12 protein-coding genes are annotated in these 18,906 nt (G+C 35.4%); 8 read left to right on the top strand and 4 right to left on the bottom strand.

Annotated elements, in window-relative coordinates; all coding sequences use genetic code 11:
- Positions 1-422: 422 nt before the first annotated feature.
- From EV142_RS01340 to EV142_RS01320, 5 genes are all read left to right on the top strand, one after another.
- Complete coding sequence (locus EV142_RS01340; RefSeq protein WP_127337862.1) at positions 423-1,400, top strand: pyruvate dehydrogenase complex E1 component subunit beta; 978 nt, start codon at positions 423-425, stop codon at positions 1,398-1,400.
- A gap of 69 nt (positions 1,401-1,469) precedes the next feature.
- Positions 1,470-3,971, top strand: a complete 2,502-nt coding sequence (locus EV142_RS01335; RefSeq protein WP_132031977.1) for a DUF5686 family protein — start codon at positions 1,470-1,472, stop codon at positions 3,969-3,971.
- A 404-nt stretch (positions 3,972-4,375) separates the two neighbouring features.
- Entirely contained in the window at positions 4,376-4,975 is a 600-nt protein-coding gene (locus EV142_RS01330; protein WP_132031975.1) for a DNA-3-methyladenine glycosylase family protein, read from the top strand.
- Between the two features lie 111 nt (positions 4,976-5,086).
- The gene (locus EV142_RS01325; RefSeq protein WP_055097158.1) at positions 5,087-5,617 is read left to right on the top strand and encodes an inorganic diphosphatase; all 531 of its coding nucleotides are present in this window, start codon (positions 5,087-5,089) and stop codon (positions 5,615-5,617) included.
- Between the two features lie 112 nt (positions 5,618-5,729).
- Positions 5,730-8,279, top strand: coding sequence for a sodium-translocating pyrophosphatase (locus EV142_RS01320; RefSeq protein WP_132031973.1), 2,550 nt, complete (start codon positions 5,730-5,732; stop codon positions 8,277-8,279).
- 52 nt (positions 8,280-8,331) lie between these two features.
- Here EV142_RS01320 and EV142_RS01315 read toward each other — a convergent pair whose 3' ends face one another.
- The 3 genes from EV142_RS01315 to EV142_RS01305 all read right to left on the bottom strand — a co-directional run bounded on the left by EV142_RS01315 (position 8,332) and on the right by EV142_RS01305 (position 10,094).
- Positions 8,332-8,511 carry a transcriptional regulator gene (locus EV142_RS01315; protein ID WP_132031971.1) on the bottom strand — a complete coding sequence of 60 codons (180 nt, stop codon included), beginning with the start codon at positions 8,509-8,511 and terminating at the stop codon, positions 8,332-8,334.
- Between the two features lie 153 nt (positions 8,512-8,664).
- A complete protein-coding gene (locus tag EV142_RS01310; RefSeq protein ID WP_132031969.1) occupies positions 8,665-9,279 on the bottom strand; it encodes a deoxynucleoside kinase in 615 nt (204 codons plus the stop codon).
- Positions 9,279-10,094 carry a hypothetical protein gene (locus tag EV142_RS01305; RefSeq protein WP_132031967.1) on the bottom strand — a complete coding sequence of 272 codons (816 nt, stop codon included), beginning with the start codon at positions 10,092-10,094 and terminating at the stop codon, positions 9,279-9,281. Before EV142_RS01305 ends, EV142_RS01310 begins: the two co-directional genes overlap by 1 nt.
- Before the next feature lie 221 nt (positions 10,095-10,315).
- Here EV142_RS01305 and EV142_RS01300 point away from each other — a divergent pair, with 221 nt between their 5' ends.
- The 3 genes from EV142_RS01300 to EV142_RS01290 all read left to right on the top strand — a co-directional run bounded on the left by EV142_RS01300 (position 10,316) and on the right by EV142_RS01290 (position 16,291).
- The gene (locus EV142_RS01300; RefSeq protein WP_132031965.1) at positions 10,316-11,224 is read left to right on the top strand and encodes a GLPGLI family protein; all 909 of its coding nucleotides are present in this window, start codon (positions 10,316-10,318) and stop codon (positions 11,222-11,224) included.
- Positions 11,225-11,265: 41 nt separating this feature from the next.
- Positions 11,266-13,953, top strand: a complete 2,688-nt coding sequence (locus EV142_RS01295; protein ID WP_132031963.1) for a carboxypeptidase-like regulatory domain-containing protein — start codon at positions 11,266-11,268, stop codon at positions 13,951-13,953.
- 94 nt (positions 13,954-14,047) lie between these two features.
- Positions 14,048-16,291, top strand: coding sequence for a hypothetical protein (locus EV142_RS01290; RefSeq protein WP_132031961.1), 2,244 nt, complete (start codon positions 14,048-14,050; stop codon positions 16,289-16,291).
- Between the two features lie 202 nt (positions 16,292-16,493).
- Here EV142_RS01290 and EV142_RS01285 read toward each other — a convergent pair whose 3' ends face one another.
- Positions 16,494-18,752, bottom strand: coding sequence for a tetratricopeptide repeat protein (locus EV142_RS01285; RefSeq protein WP_209443525.1), 2,259 nt, complete (start codon positions 18,750-18,752; stop codon positions 16,494-16,496).
- Between the last annotated feature and the right edge of the window lie 154 nt (positions 18,753-18,906).

Below are 18,906 nucleotides of genomic sequence, written 5' to 3'. Positions count from 1 at the left end.
CGTGCATAATATTTTTTAAAAACTATTACGTTTTCGAAGATTATGAAATTTTGATGGACTTTCAACCGAAAACAAAAATGAAAATGTATTCATTTCAACTGATTCTTAGGAATTTTGCAATGTGGAACATGTTTGCGATTACTCCATTACACCTGGTTATTATCTTTTGCGATTGTTTTGGTTCAGAAGAAGTAATTCGCTACTCTTTAAAAAGGAAACCAATAAACCGAAGCTTGTCTGAAAAAGAGCAGGAGGACAATATAAGGACTATTATATCGATTTCGTAAATAGCACAATCTATTTTTAAAAGTTAAAACCTAAAGGGATAGGGAAGTTAGTGTGATTTTAAATTCAATTTATGCTTTTAAGTTATTTAAAATATTTATTTTTGCTCTTCAGAAAATTCAACATACAATATAAATATGAGAACAATACAATTTAGAGAGGCCATTTGCGAAGCGATGAGCGAAGAAATGCGTCACGATGAATCCATATATTTAATGGGCGAAGAAGTTGCAGAATATAACGGGGCTTACAAAGCTTCAAAAGGAATGCTTGCTGAGTTTGGCGAAAAAAGAGTAATCGATACTCCGATTGCAGAGCTTGGTTTTACAGGAATCGCAGTAGGATCAGCTATGAATGGTTGTCGTCCTATCGTAGAATATATGACTTTCAACTTCTGTTTAGTTGGTATTGATCAAATTATAAATAACGCTGCTAAAATGCGTCAGATGACTGGTGGACAATTTAATGTGCCTATCGTTTTCCGCGGACCAACTGCTTCTGCAGGACAATTAGGAGCAACGCACTCTCAGGCTTTAGAAAACTGGTTTGCCAACACTCCGGGTCTTAAAGTTGTAGTGCCTTCAACTCCTTATGATGCAAAAGGACTTTTAAAATCAGCTATTCGTGATAATGATCCTGTAATTTTTATGGAATCTGAGCAAATGTATGGTGACAAAGGTGAAGTGCCGGACGGAGAATACACAATTCCGTTAGGAGTTGCTGATGTGAAACGTGAAGGAAAAGATGTTACTATTGTTTCTTTCGGAAAAATCATCAAAGAAGCTTTTATTGCTGCTGATGAATTAGCGAAAGAAGGAATTTCATGTGAAATTATCGATTTAAGAACAGTTCGTCCTATGGATAAAGATGCTATTCTTACTTCTGTTAAAAAAACAAACCGTTTAGTAATTTTAGAAGAAGCCTGGCCATTTGCAAGTATTTCTTCTGAAATCACCTATATTGTTCAGGAACAGGCTTTTGATTTTCTTGATGCGCCAATTCAGCGTATTACAACTGCTGATACTCCTGCACCTTACTCTCCTGTTTTACTAAAAGACTGGTTGCCAAACGCAGCTGATGTAGTAAAAGCAGTAAAAAAAGTAATGTACAAATAGTTCAATAAACAATACTTATAAAACTTCATCAGTCATATTAATTGATGAAGTTTTTTTTTTTGCCGGATTATGAAAAGAATAATTTTACTTAGCCTCTTTTTTGTATTTGCATTTGCAAATAGGGTTACTGCACAAACAAAAGTGAGTGGAATTGTTTTGGATAAATCCAATCAGCCGATTCCCTTTGCTAATGTGGTTTTTAAAGGCTCCAATACAGGAATTGTATCGAATGAGGACGGGCGTTTTTATCTGGAATCACCTACTACTTATACCGCTTTACTGGTTACCTCTGCAGGATTTTCAGATAAGGAAGTTCCTCTGGAAAAAGCGGTGAATTATGATTTTAAAATTGTTTTAGGCGAAGCCGAGGCATTGAATGAAGTTGTTATTTTTACCGGAAAAACATCAAAGAAAAACAATCCTGCCTTAGATATTTTGAGGAAAATATGGGAGCGAAAGCGTAAAAACGGTTTGTACCAGTTCAATCAATATCAAATGCAGAAGTACGAAAAAGTCGAATTCGATATGAATACGATTGACAGTGCTTTCATGAAAAATAAACTCTTCAAAGGAATGGAGTTTGTATTTGATCATGTTGATACTTCTGATGTTACCGGAAAAACATATCTGCCAATTTTCATTAACGAATCTGTGTATGATGTTTATGGTGACAATAAACTTAAAAAGACCAAAGAGAATATCACAGGAAGTAAAACATCCGGATTTAATGGAAACCAGCAAATTCTGGCTTTCGTAAAAGATCTTTACTCAGATTATAATATTTACGACAATCACCTTAAATTCTTCGATAAAAGTTTTACAAGCCCGCTTTCAAGAACAGGAATTGATGTTTATAATTATGTATTGAAAGACAGTGCGTTTATTGACAAAAAATGGTGTTATAACATTGTATTTTATCCAAGACGTAAAAACGAATTGACCTTTAAAGGAGATTTTTGGGTCAACGATACCACTTTTGCCATCAAGAAAATAAATATGGGTGTTACTAAAAGCGCCAATATCAACTGGGTAAAAGATATTTATATTGAGCAGGAGTTTGATGTAGAAAATGACTCTGTTTTTCTATTGACACGTGATTATATGATGTCTGATTTTGCTCTGAATAAAAAAGAAAAATCAAAAGGAGTTTACGGTAAGCGAACGACACTGTTCAGAAATCATAAATTTAATATCCCGAAACCGGAAAAATTTTATAAAGAAGAAGTCAATTTTATTGATAACGCAGTCTATGACCGACCGCCTGAATTTTGGGAGGAGAACCGTTTCGAAAAACTAAACAAAGACGAAGCAGGCATTTACAAGATGCTTGATACGCTGCAAACGGTAAAAAAGTTTAAGCAGCTGTACAGTCTGGTTTCTATTTTGGGAAGTGGTTATGTCGAATTTAAAAACTTTGATTACGGGCCTATTTTTTCCACATTTGGTTATAATGAGGTAGAAGGTTTGCGTTTGCGCGTAGGCGGTCGTACGTATTTTGGTCCAAATGATCCGTGGCGTTTACAAGCCTACACCGCTTATGGGTTTGATGATCATAAATTCAAATACGGAGCATCCGGAAAATGGATGGTCGATAAGCAAAAACGCGTTATTATCTCCGGAGGAAACAGGCGTGACATTGAACAGATTGGCGCGAGTTTAACGACAACAAATGATATTTTAGGGCGAAGTTTTGCTTCTTCTGCCTTATTTACAACGGGAAGTAACGGAAAACTAACCAATATTAATCTGAGCAATGTTTCTGTAGAAATGGAGCCAATTAAAAACTTTGTTGTGCAGGCTGGTATTTCCTACCGTACACTGGCATCGGCATCGCCAACGTTTAGTTTAGATTATTATACAACGCTGCCAACTACAGCAAACCCTTCAGGAGTCGTAGCAAGTGAGGTAAAACAGTTTGAAGCCAATGTTCAGTTTGAACTTATGCCGAAACGAAAAACAATTGGTTTTGGAGTAGAACGCGATTTGGTAGACAGTCCGTTCAGTCATTTCTTCGTTAATTTCAGTTATGGTCTTAAAGGAGTTATGGACAGCGATTTTGCTTACGAAAAAATACAGTTGTTTTATAAACAGCCTATTGTTATCGGACCACTAGGAAGATCAAATATTATTCTTGAAACAGGAAAAACTTTTGGGACTATTCCGTTAGGGTTAATGAGCGTAATTCCGGGAAACCAGACTTATTTTACGATAGAAAATACCTTTAGTAACCTAAATTTCTACGAGTTCATTACAGATCAATATACTACCTTACAATGGAACCATGATTTTGGAGGAAGATTATTCGCCAGAATTCCATTTATGAGAAAACTAAACTGGAGAGAGTTTGTGGGGGTAAAAGGAGTTTATGGAACCATTTCTAATGCCAACAGAGCAATAAATGCATCAGACCAGCCTTATGTGGCACCGGAAAATGTATACTGGGAATATAACGCAGGAATCGGAAATATCTTCAAAGTATTCCGAATTGATTTCTCCTGGAGAGGCAGTTATTTAAATAATCCTGATGCGAATAAATTTGCAGTAAAAGGATCTTTCGGGTTCTATTTTTAATATTTAGATTAAAATAATCTCACAAAAAAACGCCAGGTTGCCAGGTTTTATTTCTTGCATCCTGGCGTTTTTTGTTTATTTCTAATTAACGATAGGAGTTTAGATTATTTTACAAGGATTTGGCGGATTACACGGATTAACGCAGGTTATATATTTTAAGATAGAATTCGTTAAATCTGCGTACAAAAAACTTGGCGTCTTTGCGTCCTTACGCGATTAATTTAAAAACAGATTAATTTCTCGCAGATTGGGCAGATCTTTTTTATTGCTGTTTCTAATTTTTTTTATTTTTATTTTAAGCATTAAGTAATTAAAAATCTGCGTCATCTGCCCAATCTGCGAGCAAAAAAACTTTCCGTTTCTGCGTGATTTTTATTTAATTTTGGAGAAGATTTACACAACTTATGCAGGAAGCCATCGATTTTCTTTCCGGTAAAAATCCAATATTTCAGGAAATCATAACGAAATACGGATTACCACAAATTCCAAAACGTCCACAGGGTTTTGAAACTTTGGTGTTGCTAATACTCGAGCAGCAGGTTTCCATTGATTCGGCGAAAGCCACATTCTTAAAAATAAAAGCTTACACAACCTGCAATCCGGAAAACATGGCAATTCTTTCAGACGAAGCATTTAGAAGCCTTGGTGTAAGCCGTCAAAAAACAAAATATATTAAAATCTTAGCTGATGCCGTTCTGAACAAAGAACTGGATATTGAAAGCTTAGCGACAAAATCAGCACAACAAGTCAGGGAAGAACTCATTAAATTAAAGGGAATAGGCAACTGGACGATTGATATTTACCTGATGTTTTGTCTTCAGGAGCCGGATTTGATTCCGCTTGGGGATATTGCAGTCATCAATACCATCAAAGAATTACTGGATATTCACGACAAAGCAGAAATGGAAATTCATGCAGAACAATGGAGTCCGTATCGCTCTTATGCAACCTATTTGCTTTGGCATTATTACTTAAATAAGCGAAATCGTAAAATTACCTATTAAATGCTTGTTTTTTAAAAGGTAATGCAGATAATTTAACCTGTTTTTTTATTGTAAAAATAGATTCTTTAGTTACTTTTGCAACCGAAATTAAAGATATAATAAAAAACAAAAATGACCGCAGACAAACTAACAACTTTCGATGTATTAATCGAAATACCAAGAGGAAGCAGAAATAAATACGAGTACGATTTTGAAATTAAAAGAATGCGTTTTGACAGAATGTTATTCTCCTCAATGATGTACCCGGCTGATTACGGATTTATTCCGGAAACTTTAGCTCTTGACGGTGACCCTCTTGATGTATTGGTTTTGGTAAATGAACCAACTTTTCCAGGATGTGTTATGGAAGTAAAACCAATTGGTGTTTTCCACATGGCAGATGATAAAGGACCGGACGAAAAAATTATTTGTGTACCAGTTTCAGATCCAATCTGGAATTCATTGACTGATTTGTCAGATATGAATCCACACTTGGTAAAAGAAATCGAGCACTTCTTTCAGGTTTACAAAGATCTTGAAAACAAAAAAGTTGATGTTGAAGGTTGGGGAGACGTAAACGAAGCATTTGCGATTATTGCTGAATGTACAAAGCGTTTTAACGATATTGAAAACAAACCAGAGGGATTATTTAGTATTAAATAATTTTAAGCCTCTTATTTTATAAAAAAAGCAATACTCCGTCAGGAGTATTGCTTTTTTGTTTAAATTCGTTTTAGTTAGTTTATTGACTATTAACCAAAACCATTAAAATATTATGAATGCATTTATGATTTACTTGCCAATTGTTATGGCAATTATAGGATTACTTTTCATGGGAATAAAAAGGACTTGGGTTTTAAAACAAGATGCCGGAGACGGCAAAATGAAGGAGATTTCAGATCACATTTACGAAGGGGCTCTCGCCTTTCTAAAAGCAGAATATCGATTGTTGACTTTTTTCGTAATTGCGGCCAGTGTAGTTTTAGCAGGAATTTCCTTTATTGTTCCCACCACACATATTTTAATAGTAGTAGCGTTCATCTTTGGCGCTTTTTTTTCGGCGTTAGCGGGAAATATGGGAATGAAAATTGCGACAAAAACGAATGTCAGAACAACGCAGGCAGCCCGCACCAGTTTACCACAAGCTTTAAAAGTTTCTTTTGGAGGCGGAACAGTTATGGGTCTTGGTGTTGCAGGTTTAGCTGTTTTAGGATTGACGGGTTTCTTTATTGTTTTCTATCAAATCTTCATGAATGGTGTCTGGACTTCATCTGAAGATATGACTAAAGTTCTGGAAACATTAGCCGGATTTTCTCTTGGCGCGGAATCAATCGCTTTGTTTGCGAGAGTTGGCGGTGGGATTTATACGAAAGCTGCCGATGTTGGAGCTGATTTAGTGGGTAAAGTTGAAGCCGGAATTCCTGAAGATGATCCCCGTAATCCGGCAACAATTGCAGATAACGTTGGAGATAATGTTGGAGACGTTGCAGGTATGGGAGCCGATTTGTTTGGGTCGTATGTAGCAACAGTTTTAGCTGCGATGGTTTTAGGAAACTATGTCATTAAAGATATGGGAGGAAATATCCAGGATGCTTTTGGAGGAATTGGTCCCATTTTATTGCCAATGGCAATTGCCGGTTTCGGAATTTTATTTTCGATTATCGGAACTACACTGGTAAAAATATCAGATGACAATGCCAAAGAAGCACAAGTGCAAAAAGCATTAAATATAGGAAACTGGGTTTCGATTGTTTTAACAGCAATTGCCTGTTTCTTTTTGGTCAGACATATGCTGCCTGAAGTAATGACAATGGAATTTTTTGGAGAAGGAGCACAACAAATTTCTTCAATGCGTGTTTTTTACGCGACATTGGTAGGTTTGGTAGTGGGCGGAGCAATTTCATCAGTTACGGAATATTATACAGGATTGGGGACAAAACCGGTTATGGCTATTGTTCAGAAATCCTCAACAGGAGCAGGGACCAATGTTATTGCAGGTTTAGCGACCGGAATGATTTCCACTTTTCCAACCGTATTACTATTCGCAGCGGCAATCTGGATTTCTTATGCTTTAGCAGGTTTTTATGGTGTGGCTTTAGCAGCTTCGGCAATGATGGCCACTACGGCAATGCAGTTAGCGATTGATGCTTTCGGACCAATTTCAGATAATGCGGGAGGAATTGCAGAAATGAGCGAATTACCAAAAGAAGTTCGTACCAGAACAGATATTTTAGATTCAGTAGGAAATACAACAGCAGCAACCGGAAAAGGATTTGCGATTGCCTCTGCAGCGTTAACTTCCCTGGCCTTATTTGCTGCGTATGTAACCTTTACAGGAATTGACGGAATCAATATTTTCAAAGCGCCTGTTTTAGCCATGTTATTTGTCGGTGGAATGATTCCTGTAGTTTTCTCCGCTTTGGCGATGAATTCTGTAGGGAAAGCAGCGATGGATATGGTGTACGAAGTTCGTCGTCAGTTTAAGGAGATTCCGGGAATTATGGAAGGAACCGGCAAACCGGAATACGGAAAATGTGTTGAAATTTCAACAAAAGCAGCTTTACGCGAAATGATGCTGCCGGGAATTCTGACAATTGGTTTTCCGATTGCAATTGTATTGTTAGGAAAATTGGTTTACGCAGACAATAATCAGTTAATCGCTGAAATGTTAGGAGGATATATGGCCGGAGTTACCGTTTCCGGTGTACTTTGGGCCGTTTTTCAGAACAATGCCGGAGGTGCCTGGGACAATGCTAAAAAATCTTTTGAAGCAGGTGTCCTGATCAATGGTGAAATGACGTACAAAGGTTCAGATGCACACAAAGCAGCTGTAACGGGTGATACTGTTGGAGATCCGTTTAAAGATACATCAGGACCGTCAATGAACATTTTGATCAAATTGACGTGTTTGATTGGTTTGGTAATTGCACCTATTTTAGGGGAAGGTCATTCTGCTTCGGCTATGACTGAAAAAGCTTCCTGCTGTGCCAAAACCGAAATGCATGCAGGTGGTGTTTCCAAATGTGGAGATTTGTCCGGAATGACAAAGGAAGAGTGTATTAAAATGTGCAAAGAAAAAGGCTGTACCGCTGAAGAAACGGCAAAATGCCTGGCGCATTACAATGCAAACGGGAAATACATACACCAAAAAACAGATTGTTTCGACACCACGAAATATGAAAAAAACCGTCTTGAGGTTAATCTATCTACGGTAAATGGCGTTACGGTCGGAACCGTAACCAAAACGGAAAACGGTAAAACAACAACTGAAGTGTTTGAAGGTACTGAAGCTGAAGTAAAAGCAAAAATAGAAGCTGCAAAATAAATTGCTGCTAATTTTCAATAAAAAAATGCCTCTAAGTTTTAGAGGCATTTTTTTATTGATCTTGATTGGGTTCTGGAATTGGATAATGAATTTCCTCATATTTTTCGATGAGAGTTACTAATTCTTCTAATTCCTTTGATTCATTAGTGTCAGGCTTAGCATCAAAAATAGCATTCACTCTTTCTAATGCCAGATCATACTCTTTTTCTGTTCTAATGGCGTTGATCTTCATTTTACCAATTTTTAAAATTAGGCATAAATATAAGAAATTCGTTACAATTTAAGAACTTTGTCAAAATTAAAATTTTTAGATAATGTCCTTAAAAACAAGAATGCCCCTTAAAATTTTTAAGGGGCATTCTTTATTTCGTATAAACTGGTGTTTCTAAAACAATCCGTTCAATTCGGCATCAATTCTGTTAATGATGTTTCCTAAGTCTTCCGGATTATCCACAAAATTGATATTGTCAACATCAATAATCAGGAGTTTTCCTTTGGCATACGTCTGAATCCAGGCTTCGTATCTTTCGTTCAGTCGGCTCAGATATTCGATTGAAATGGAATTTTCGTACTCACGTCCGCGTTTATGAATCTGACCCACCAGATTCGGAATGGAGCTTCTTAAATAAATTAATAAATCCGGAGCTTTCACCAAAGATTCCATCAATTCGAATAAAGAAGTATAATTTTCGAAATCACGACTTGTCATCAATCCCATCGAATATAAGTTGGGAGCAAAAATATGGGCGTCTTCGTAAATGGTTCTGTCCTGAACGATTTTCTTTCCGCTTTCACGAATCTGCAGCACCTGACGGAAACGACTATTCAGGAAATAAATCTGTAAATTAAAGGACCAACGCTCCATTTGATGATAGAAATCGTCCAGATATGGGTTATCAACTACATCTTCATAATGAGGTTCCCATTTAAAATGCTTCGCTAATAATTTAGTTAAAGTTGTTTTTCCTGCGCCTATATTTCCTGCTATTGCTATGTGCATTACGGTGTTACGATTTTATAATTTGTGATTTCTTTAGATGTAAAAATAGATAAAATTTGGTCTTTGTAACAGAATTTATCAAAGGTTTTTTCTAAAATTTCTATTTGAGAAATTGTATTTGAATTTGTATCAGAAATGTCTTTAAAAAACAAAAAATCACCTTTGCTGAAAATATATTGATGGGTGTTCATAATTTCTATTGTGTCAAAATCAGGTATTTTCCCTAAAGCGGTTGTTTTTCCAAAAATGTCACACGCGAACCAGTTGTTTTTCCTGTCAATCCAATAAAAAGTATTAAAATCGGTTTGATAATATTTAATGGTTTCTGTGAGAGGAGTAGATACTGTTTTGTATTCATTTTTCAGATAATCAAAAAGCCCAATCTGCTGGTTTAAGGAATTATAAATCCACAGTTGATTTTGTGTCGACATACCAATAAACGTAACGACGATTGGGATATTGTTTTGAGAAAAATTAATCTCTGTAATTTTATTCAATTGATTGTCTAGTAAGACAACGCTATTAAAGTCTTCATAAAATAATACGATTTTAAGCGGGTTTTGCAAATCGACTTTAGTGATATTTCCGAGGGAAACACTTTTATATTCAAATGTTTCATTTTCTTTGACTTTACTGAAAACATTGTTTTTGATCAGATAGCAATATCCAAAAGAATCATATCCCAAAAAAACATCTGCATCAGTCTTAAGATGAGAAATAATGTCAGTTTTTGTTTTTTGATTTTGTGCAAAAGCAACCAGGGAGCAACAGGCAATAAAAAGAATAAATAAAAAATGTCGCACCGTTCTGCTCATGATATTTGGATTTGTAAACAGCCAAATTACAAAAACTATAATAGAAATCGTTAAAGCAGACAGGATTTTGCCTTTAAACCTTTATGATTTCTAACGGTCTAATTAATAGTTCATTCTGTAGACAGCTTACAGGTGTTTATATATTTAATTTTCACCTTTTTAAAATTAATGATACATTTGAATGTACGTTTGTAATATTATCTAACTTTATATAAAAACCAATGAAAAATATATCCTATTATTTATTTTTGATGCTTGCTTTTACCCAATTGCACGCACAGAAAGATTTTCAGGGAATGGCTGTTTACGAGTCAAAAACCCAGGCACCTAAAATTGAAGGAATGAGAGGAGGAAACCGGGATATTACACCCGAAATGCAAAAAAACATAGAAGAGCGAATGAAAAAAATGCTCGAAAAAACCTTTATCTTAAACTTTGATAAATCAGCTTCTGTTTATAAAGAAGAAGAAAAGCTGGAAGCTCCCGGACAGCAAGGCGGCGGAATGCGTGTCATGATGAATTCTTTCATGGGAGGCGGAGGAACTTTTTATAAGGATGTAAAAACAAAATCCTATACAGTTGATAAAGAGTTTATGGGGAAAGAATTCCTGGTAATAGATTCTTTACCCAAGTTAAACTGGAAACTGGAACCTGAAACCAAACAAATTGGCGGTTATACCTGTTATAGAGCAACGGCTGTGAAAGAAGCCAGTAAAACGGATTTTAGAAATTTCAGGCCTAAAAATAACGACGAAAAAAAGCCTGAAGATAAAAAGGACGACGTAAAAAAGACTTCCGGAGAAACGAAAACCAATTTCGAAGATAATTTCGAAATGCCAAAAGAAATTATAGTAACAGCCTGGTATTCGCCGGAAATTCCCGTAAACCAGGGGCCGGAAAATTACTGGGGATTACCAGGTCTGATTTTGGAAGTAAATGATGGAAGAACAACCATTTTATGTTCTAAAATTGTTTTGAACGCTAAAGACAAAGTAACCATAAAAGCATCCACAAAAGGTAAAGTAGTTTCTCAAAAAGAATATGATGAAACAGTAATTAAAAAAATGGAGGAATTCAGGGAGATGAACCGCGGACGCGCCGGAGGACCTCCAATGATGGGAGGAAGATAAAAATATTCTTTCCGTAAATTACTTATTCTAATTTTATCTTAATGAACAAAATACTTTGTTTCTGCGCCTTTTTATTTACCAGTATTTCATTTTCTCAAAGCGTTCGTCTTGATGGTTTTATTCAGGACGAGCAGAAAAATCCGTTGGAAATGGCCAATATTATGGCTGTCAATTCGGTAACAAAAGCAATGGATTCCTACGGGATTACCAACGATAAAGGCAAGTTTCAGTTAACGCTGAAACCCAATAGTTCTTATGTTATTAAGGTAAGTTACCTTGGAATGAAATCGAAGGAAATTGCCATTGCGACACAAACCGTAAATATGGTGCAGAATATTGTAATGGATGGCTCCGGAATTGAACTCGAAGGCGTTGAAATTGTGCGCGAAATGCCCGTTTCCATAAAAGGAGATACCATTGTATACAATGCCGATTCTTTTAAATCCGGAACAGAAAAGAAACTGGAAGATATTCTTAAAAAACTGCCGGGTGTTGAGGTAAATGCCGACGGAGAAATAGAAGTAGAAGGCAAGAAAGTCACGAAATTAATGGTGGAAGGCAAAGATTTTTTTGACGGAGATACCAAATTGGGCGTCAAAAATATTCCTGCGGATGCCATTGATAAAGTGCAGGTTTTACGAAATTATAACGAAGTCGGAGCTTTGAAAGGCCTGGAAAATGATCAGGACAATGTTGCGATGAATATTAAACTGAAAGAAGGTAAAAAGAACTTTTGGTTTGGTGATATGACAGCAGGAACCGGCGTTGGAGAACTGGACAGCCGGTATATTATTAATCCGAAATTGTTTTATTACAGTCCGAAATACAGCATTAACGTAATCACCAATTTTAATAATATCGGAGAATTACCACTTACGGCCCAGGACTATTTTAAGTTCAGCGGAGGGTTTAAGAATATGATGAAAAAAGGCGGCAGTAATTTTAATGTTTCATCAAATGATTTGGGTATTTCGATTTTAAGAAACAATCGCGCTAAAGAAATTGAAACGAAATTTGGTGCTACCAATTTTGCCTATTCCGTTACCAAAGAATGGAATATCAGCGGCTTTGGAATACTTTCTTCCTCAAAAACAGATCTGGAAACGAAATCACAGACTACGATTTTAGACTCCAGAGATCAGCAAAAGCGAGACGAAGTAACCCATCAGAAAAATGATTTGGGACTTTTTAAATTAACTTCCAGTTATAAACCCAATACAAAACTCCAGTTTGATTATGATATCCTGACTAAATTATCTAAACAGGATGAAGATACTGACCTGCTGCGCGAATCGGTTGTAAATACTATTGCTGCGACAGAAACAATTTTAACCCGTAAAAAACAGGATCCAACTTCAGTCAATCAGAATTTGAGTTTGTATTATACGCAAAGCGATAAAAATATTTTTGCCTTTGAAATGCAGCATTTGTATCAGGAAGAAAATCCATTCTATAACGCGAACCTGCAATCCCGCCCCTTTGTTTTGTCAGGTTATGATCCAAATCAGACCAGAAATGATCTGAATCAGGATCGTTTTGTGAAAACCAACAAAATAGATGCTAAGCTGGATTATTACTATATGGTTACGCCCAAAAGTAATGTCAATATTACTTTCGGGAATACCTATTCGTATCAGGATTTTAACTCCCATATTTTTCAAATGTTAGATAACGGAGCTAAAAATGACCTGAACAATGCCGAAAATAACAATCAGGTAAACTACAATTTTAATGATGTATTCCTTGGATTCCACTATAAAATTTTAGCCGGAAAATTCACCCTGACACCCGGTGTTAGTGTGCATTCGTACGGAATGAAAAATACGCAGTCAGGGACCGGTTATTCGCAAAATTTCACAAAAGTACTGCCGGACTTTTTTGCTTTATACCAAATCAAAAAATCAGAATCGTTAACGTACAATTTTTCATTATCCAATGATTTTACCGATATTAACCAATTGGCTGCGGGTTATGTAATATCCGACTACAGCAGTTTGTTTCGCGGAGATCGTTCCTTGGAAAATGCGACTTCGCAGGTACATTCCCTGCGGTATTTTAAATACAATATGTTCAATTTTGAAAATATTTTTGCAAACGCCACCTACACTAAAAAAATAGATGCCATAAAAACGAAAGCAGATTTTACAGGAATCAATCAGTCTTCTACGCCTTATAATTCTAACCTTGCCGATGAAACTTTTTCAGGGATGGGAAATTACGGGCGATCCTTTTTAAAGAATTATAAAGCTTCTGTAAATGCCAGTTTAAATTGGTCTAAATTCAATAATATCCAAAATAATCAATCGGCTACGACGGAGAGTTTTAGTCAAAGTTATACCATAAAAGCTTCAACAAATTATAAGAACCTGCCGAACATCGAATTTGGATATAATGCCTTAATCAATCAATACAGCGGTTCGACATTCTATACAGACAAACCTTTTGCACGATTAGATTATTACTTTTTGGAAAGCTTTTCATTTGTTTCCGAATATGAGTTTTATCATTATTATAATTCAGGCAAAACGGTCGATAATGAATATGATTTTTTAAGTGCCAGTTTAATTTATCAGAAAAAAGACAGCAAGTGGGAATATAAAATTGCGGCGACAAATCTCTTAAATACAAGGTATCTTAACGATGACAGCTTTTCTCAGTTTTCTACAAGAGTGTCACAATACACTGTACAGCCACGTTACATCATTTTTTCGATGAAATACAACTTATAGTATTTTGATTACTAAAAATTAAAAATTAGTTGCTTCATTTGTGATCAGAATCAAATATCTTTGTGCTTAGTATTAACAACCAAAAAAGGTAAGCATGCGCAATTTTATATGGAGTTTCTTCGCGTTTTTTTGTTTAATATCTGTTTCTTTTTCTCAAACAAATAGTATTGAAAAAGGGACTTATATCTCAACAAACAAAGGACAAAAAATCAAGTTAAATTTATTGGACAATAATAAGTACGAGCTGGTGTTTTATTCCGGTGAATACAAGATCAAAGGAGATTCGTTATTGTTTTCTCAGGAGGTAAAAACAGATGATTCTTTTAACCTTGAGTTTAAGAATGATAAAAAAGCAAAAAAAATTAAGATTAAATTTTTAGAACCGTCTTATTATTCATTTTATATAGGTACCCAAAAAGGTTCTGAGCCAGTTCAGTATCAGAAAGTTTCAGACATTAAAACAAAAGTAGATCCCGATTGGATAAATCCGGATTTAGAATTCGAAATTGACCGAACTGATTATTTGTATTTGGTTTATGAAGGATATGATACAGAATCTAAGCTTTATAAATATGCTTTGCCAAAAGATGTTTCAGAGGTGACTATTAAATATGAGCTTGATGTTTTAGGGGATTTAAACATTACAGGGATCTTTGATAAGAAAACCAATGAACTTAAAATTTCAGAACAGAAAGGAAAAAATCCATTGGTGTTTTTAAATGAAAAAGAAACTCCGGCGGTTACAGCTTCAAAAGTTGCAGCAATTGAAAAACAAACTATTTCAAACTGGACTTATCCAGGGAAAGAAGTTGTAGTAGCAGATGATTACGGTGTAGCAGTTGACAGCTCAGTAGTTACTGTTGACAGTGCTTATGCTTCTCCTAAAATTAATTTTAAATTTAAAATTGAGAACAGCTTAAAAGAAGCAATTGCTGCAACTAAAAATGCAAAGACAAAATTTCTTGTGGTTTATACGGATAGTAAAAATCCATCTGCAAAAGCTGATTTTGATGCTTTTGTAAAAGAGCAGGAAGTACAGGTGGGTTACAATATGTTTGATGTTTATGATCCTCAGTATGATATCTTTAATTATTATCTGGCTACTGCCGATGATAAAAAATGGCTTAAGGCAAATAAAATTAATGACAACCCGAGTGTCATTGTTTTAAATGGAGAAGGAGATGTACTGACAAGTGCAAAATCTACTTTAAACGATCAAAAAGCCAAATTCAATTACTATGATGATTTTTGTAAAAAAGTACAGCGTGTGAATGCTTTTAATACTTTTAATAAAGTAGTGAAAAATAAAAAAGCAACAGATGCAGATCTGATTGCTGCATTTAACAGGGCTGCAGTCCTTGAATTGCCATATGATTACGAAGCCGATTATGAGGTGGCTGTTGCGGCAGAAAATAATACAGCCGATTTTAAACTGCCAAAAGCGGCTTTAGATAAAAAGGAAGTTTTGCAGACCTGGAAAAAATTGATAGAAGCCCATCAGAAAGATACAAAACCTAACATGCTTCTGGTAGAAACAATTTTGAAAGAAATTAAAAACCAGGGCTTTTCTAAACAGTTTTTCAAAGAAGACAGAGTGTTAAATGATACCGATTTTCTTTCTATAGATTATTTGATCAAACATTATGATGCTATTGAAAAAGCCAGATCAGAAGTTGTTGATGCAGCTGCACCGGCTGTAAGCGTTACGAACTTAAGCGGTGATATTTCATCTGCCTTGCAAATAAACAGTTATGTTTCGCAGGAAGGTGTTGAAGGAACGGCAAATCAGGATAAGATAATTTCAATCTATAAAAAGTTAATTGCAATCGGAAAAGGCGGGTTTGAATGTTATAAAAATTATTTTGCTTACCTGAGTCAGGATAGTGATGAAAGTGCAGATAATACTGCTTTCTTAAAAGAATTCAATACTTATTTTAATACCTATTTATCTACGGAGAAAGGAAATGTAATCGAGACCTTAGATCAGTTGTTTGCAACAATCGATGCTAATTCCGAGTATTCTTATAACGGATGGAATTCATTTAAAGAATACCATTCTAATTTAGCCAATACAGCAGCCTGGTCTGTGGTAGAGAAACCTGCAAATGCAGCTTTTATGAAATCGGCCATTGTATGGTCAGAATACAGCCTGGCTGTGACGAAAAACAATCCGTATTATTTAGATACGCTGGCACAGCTGTATTACAAAGACGGACAAAAAGAGAAAGCAATCGAATTACAGAAAAAAGCATTGCAATATTCCGCTACGGTTTATGAGCCGGAAACATTAAACGACATGAAAGCAGTACTGGAAAAAATGCAAAACGGAACGTATTAAAAACAGAACCGATTAAAAATAAAAGCCCGATTTCTAATTTCTAGAAATCGGGCTTTTTTATGTTTAAAAGTAAAAAAATGTCAAACAATCTAACAATCCAATAATCTAAGACAGTCTAAAAATCTAAGACAGCCTTATTTATTCTGACTTATTAGCTCTTTTACTTCTGTAGAGTTGTTATTTTTAATTTCGCTTTATTTATTTAATCGTAACTTCGAATAACTTCCTGGACACTTTCTGGTAAGGAATTAATGCTTGGAAAGTCTCCCCAATGATTGTGTTTCCTTAAGATTTTTGCTGCCATTTCTGCCGATATAAATTTTGTGGGAATGTATTTCAAATCATAAGGATTATTTTTAAAAACAGCATCTGCAATGGCCTGAGTGTATTTTTTTTCAGGAATATCGTCACCAGAAATTTCGCTAAATTTTTTCGAAAGTTCGTTCAATATTAATTTTTCATCCCAGAATATTTCCCAACAATCCTCTTTTAATGTTGGGCGATCGAAATGTTCCCTAAAATTCACACCATGTTTATGGGCTAATGGAGCAAATACATCAGAATCAATATTTTTATTAGCATGATTAAATACAATTTCATCAATGTATTTACCAGGAAGAGTATCGATAGCCATAGGATTAATATCGATAGCTTTGCATATCATTTCGGGACCGTAATATAGTGATGGAATATTATAGTTTCTATCACGAGAATAGGCCACTGCTGTAAGGTACATTTGTTCATCACGATAGCAGTCCGGAACATGACGTATAGCAAAGGAATTATATTTAACGGCTCTGAGGCATAAATCATAATCCAGTAAACCTTGTGGCAATTCGTTCAAACTGCCGGTAGCAGAGACCGCCCAATTACACAATTCATAATCCCATAGTTTTTTCGGAATGTATTGAGGGTTAGAAAACCTGCCTTTTGATTTTAATAAAACTTCTTTGGTGATGCAATTTTTGGGAATATAACCAATGTTATGAATACCCTGTTCCAGCAATGCTTCGATAATCTCGGTTGTTCTAAGTAAGTCTTTAGGGAAATATTTGGCATCTCCAACATAGCTTTGAGGGGAAGTCTCTTTTATTACCTTAAGACAAATATCCAGAGTTCTAAACTCTTCAGGTACTTTGTTAAGTTGGCCATAACCTGTTTCTTCTAAAAAATGTGCCCAATAGTCGGCATCTTTAATAACCTCTCCTGTTTCAATCTCCTCATCAAGCCAGTCTAGTTTAGTAGCTGTCGGGTAATAAAAATCGATGTTACGGTGTGTTTGATAATTTGCTTCTAAAGTTTTGTTTGCTTTTTTAGCCAATTCATGGTATTTGTGTTCATTTTGGGTATCTCCAAAATGGTGGTATACCAGGCCCATGAGCCAATTAGAAGTAGGGTGATCATGTTTTAATTTCAATGCAATATCAAGATCAGCTTTTGCTTTATCCCAATCTTCTTTCAGAATATAAGCTTCTGCACGTACACGATGAGAAAAGTGTAGCATATCATTTCCATTGTTTATAGAATAATCAGCCCATTTTAAGGCTTCGTCTACTTGGCGGAGACGTACTCTTGCAAGAGCAGTAAAATCTGCCGCGTCATTTTTGAAAATTCCAAATTCTTCCGGAAAGAGATTGGCTGCTTTGTCATAATAAGGGATGGCTTGCTCATAAGCTCCAAGATTAAAAAGTAATCTTCCTGCGTCATACCAGAAAGTATAGTAGGCTGGCGATAATTTTAACTGTTGTTTGAGTATCGCAAAAGCTTCTTTGTAGCGCTCTAAGCGTTCATATTCTACGGCTTGTTGTTCAAGAAGTAAGGAATTAGCATCAAAGCCCTCTATAAATATGCTTTCGCCTTTTTGCAGGGTTTCATCCAGGCGATCAAAATTAAATATTTCACTGTCATCGTCACTGTCATAAATTGGATTTAATAATTCAGGTTTTACGGCAAAAATTACACTAAAGCTGAAAAAACAAAAGTTTTTTAAAGTCATCTCTTCATAATCGTCTTCGTCACATACAATAAAAACAATGGCGTCACGATTTAATGTAATATTAGATAAATCATAATACCAGGAAAAGATATAGGGGGTTTCAATCTTTAATTTAGAGGTGCTCCTTAATGCTTCATCATCATCGGCTGAAAAAGTAACATAATAACGGGCGATAATTTTTCCTTTCACTCTAAAAGATTCAGCACTAGAGAGCGAGTCGCAATAAAGGTTACCGCTCACCCATAATTTATTATAGCCGGTGTAAAAATGTCCTTCAAGAGTAAGATTGCCTTTTACTGCAATGTTAAAATTATAGTTTTCTTTTTTTAAGGCTTTAAGCTGACTTTCAGAAAGAGTGATATCCCCTTCAAAATACAGCATATCAGGATCTTCTGTATCATCTTCATCTTCGTCATCTTCATCGTCATAAAGATAATATCGGGATTCTGGCGGAAGTTTAGGCATTTTTTTTTCTATCTCACTTGCAGAGAGAATTTGGTGCAGAGGTAATTCTATATCACTCATTTTAAATCAATTACATTGGTTTTTTCTTTTGCGAATGTAATTCTACAGTACAAGAGAATTTGTAACGTTGAAATAAGCGGCACAACGCTGAAAT

The organism is Flavobacterium circumlabens (assembly GCF_004345565.1).
GTDB lineage: Bacteria > Bacteroidota > Bacteroidia > Flavobacteriales > Flavobacteriaceae > Flavobacterium > Flavobacterium circumlabens.
The sequence above is the reverse complement of the archived record's forward strand: the minus strand, read 5'-3'. Positions and strand labels throughout refer to the sequence as shown.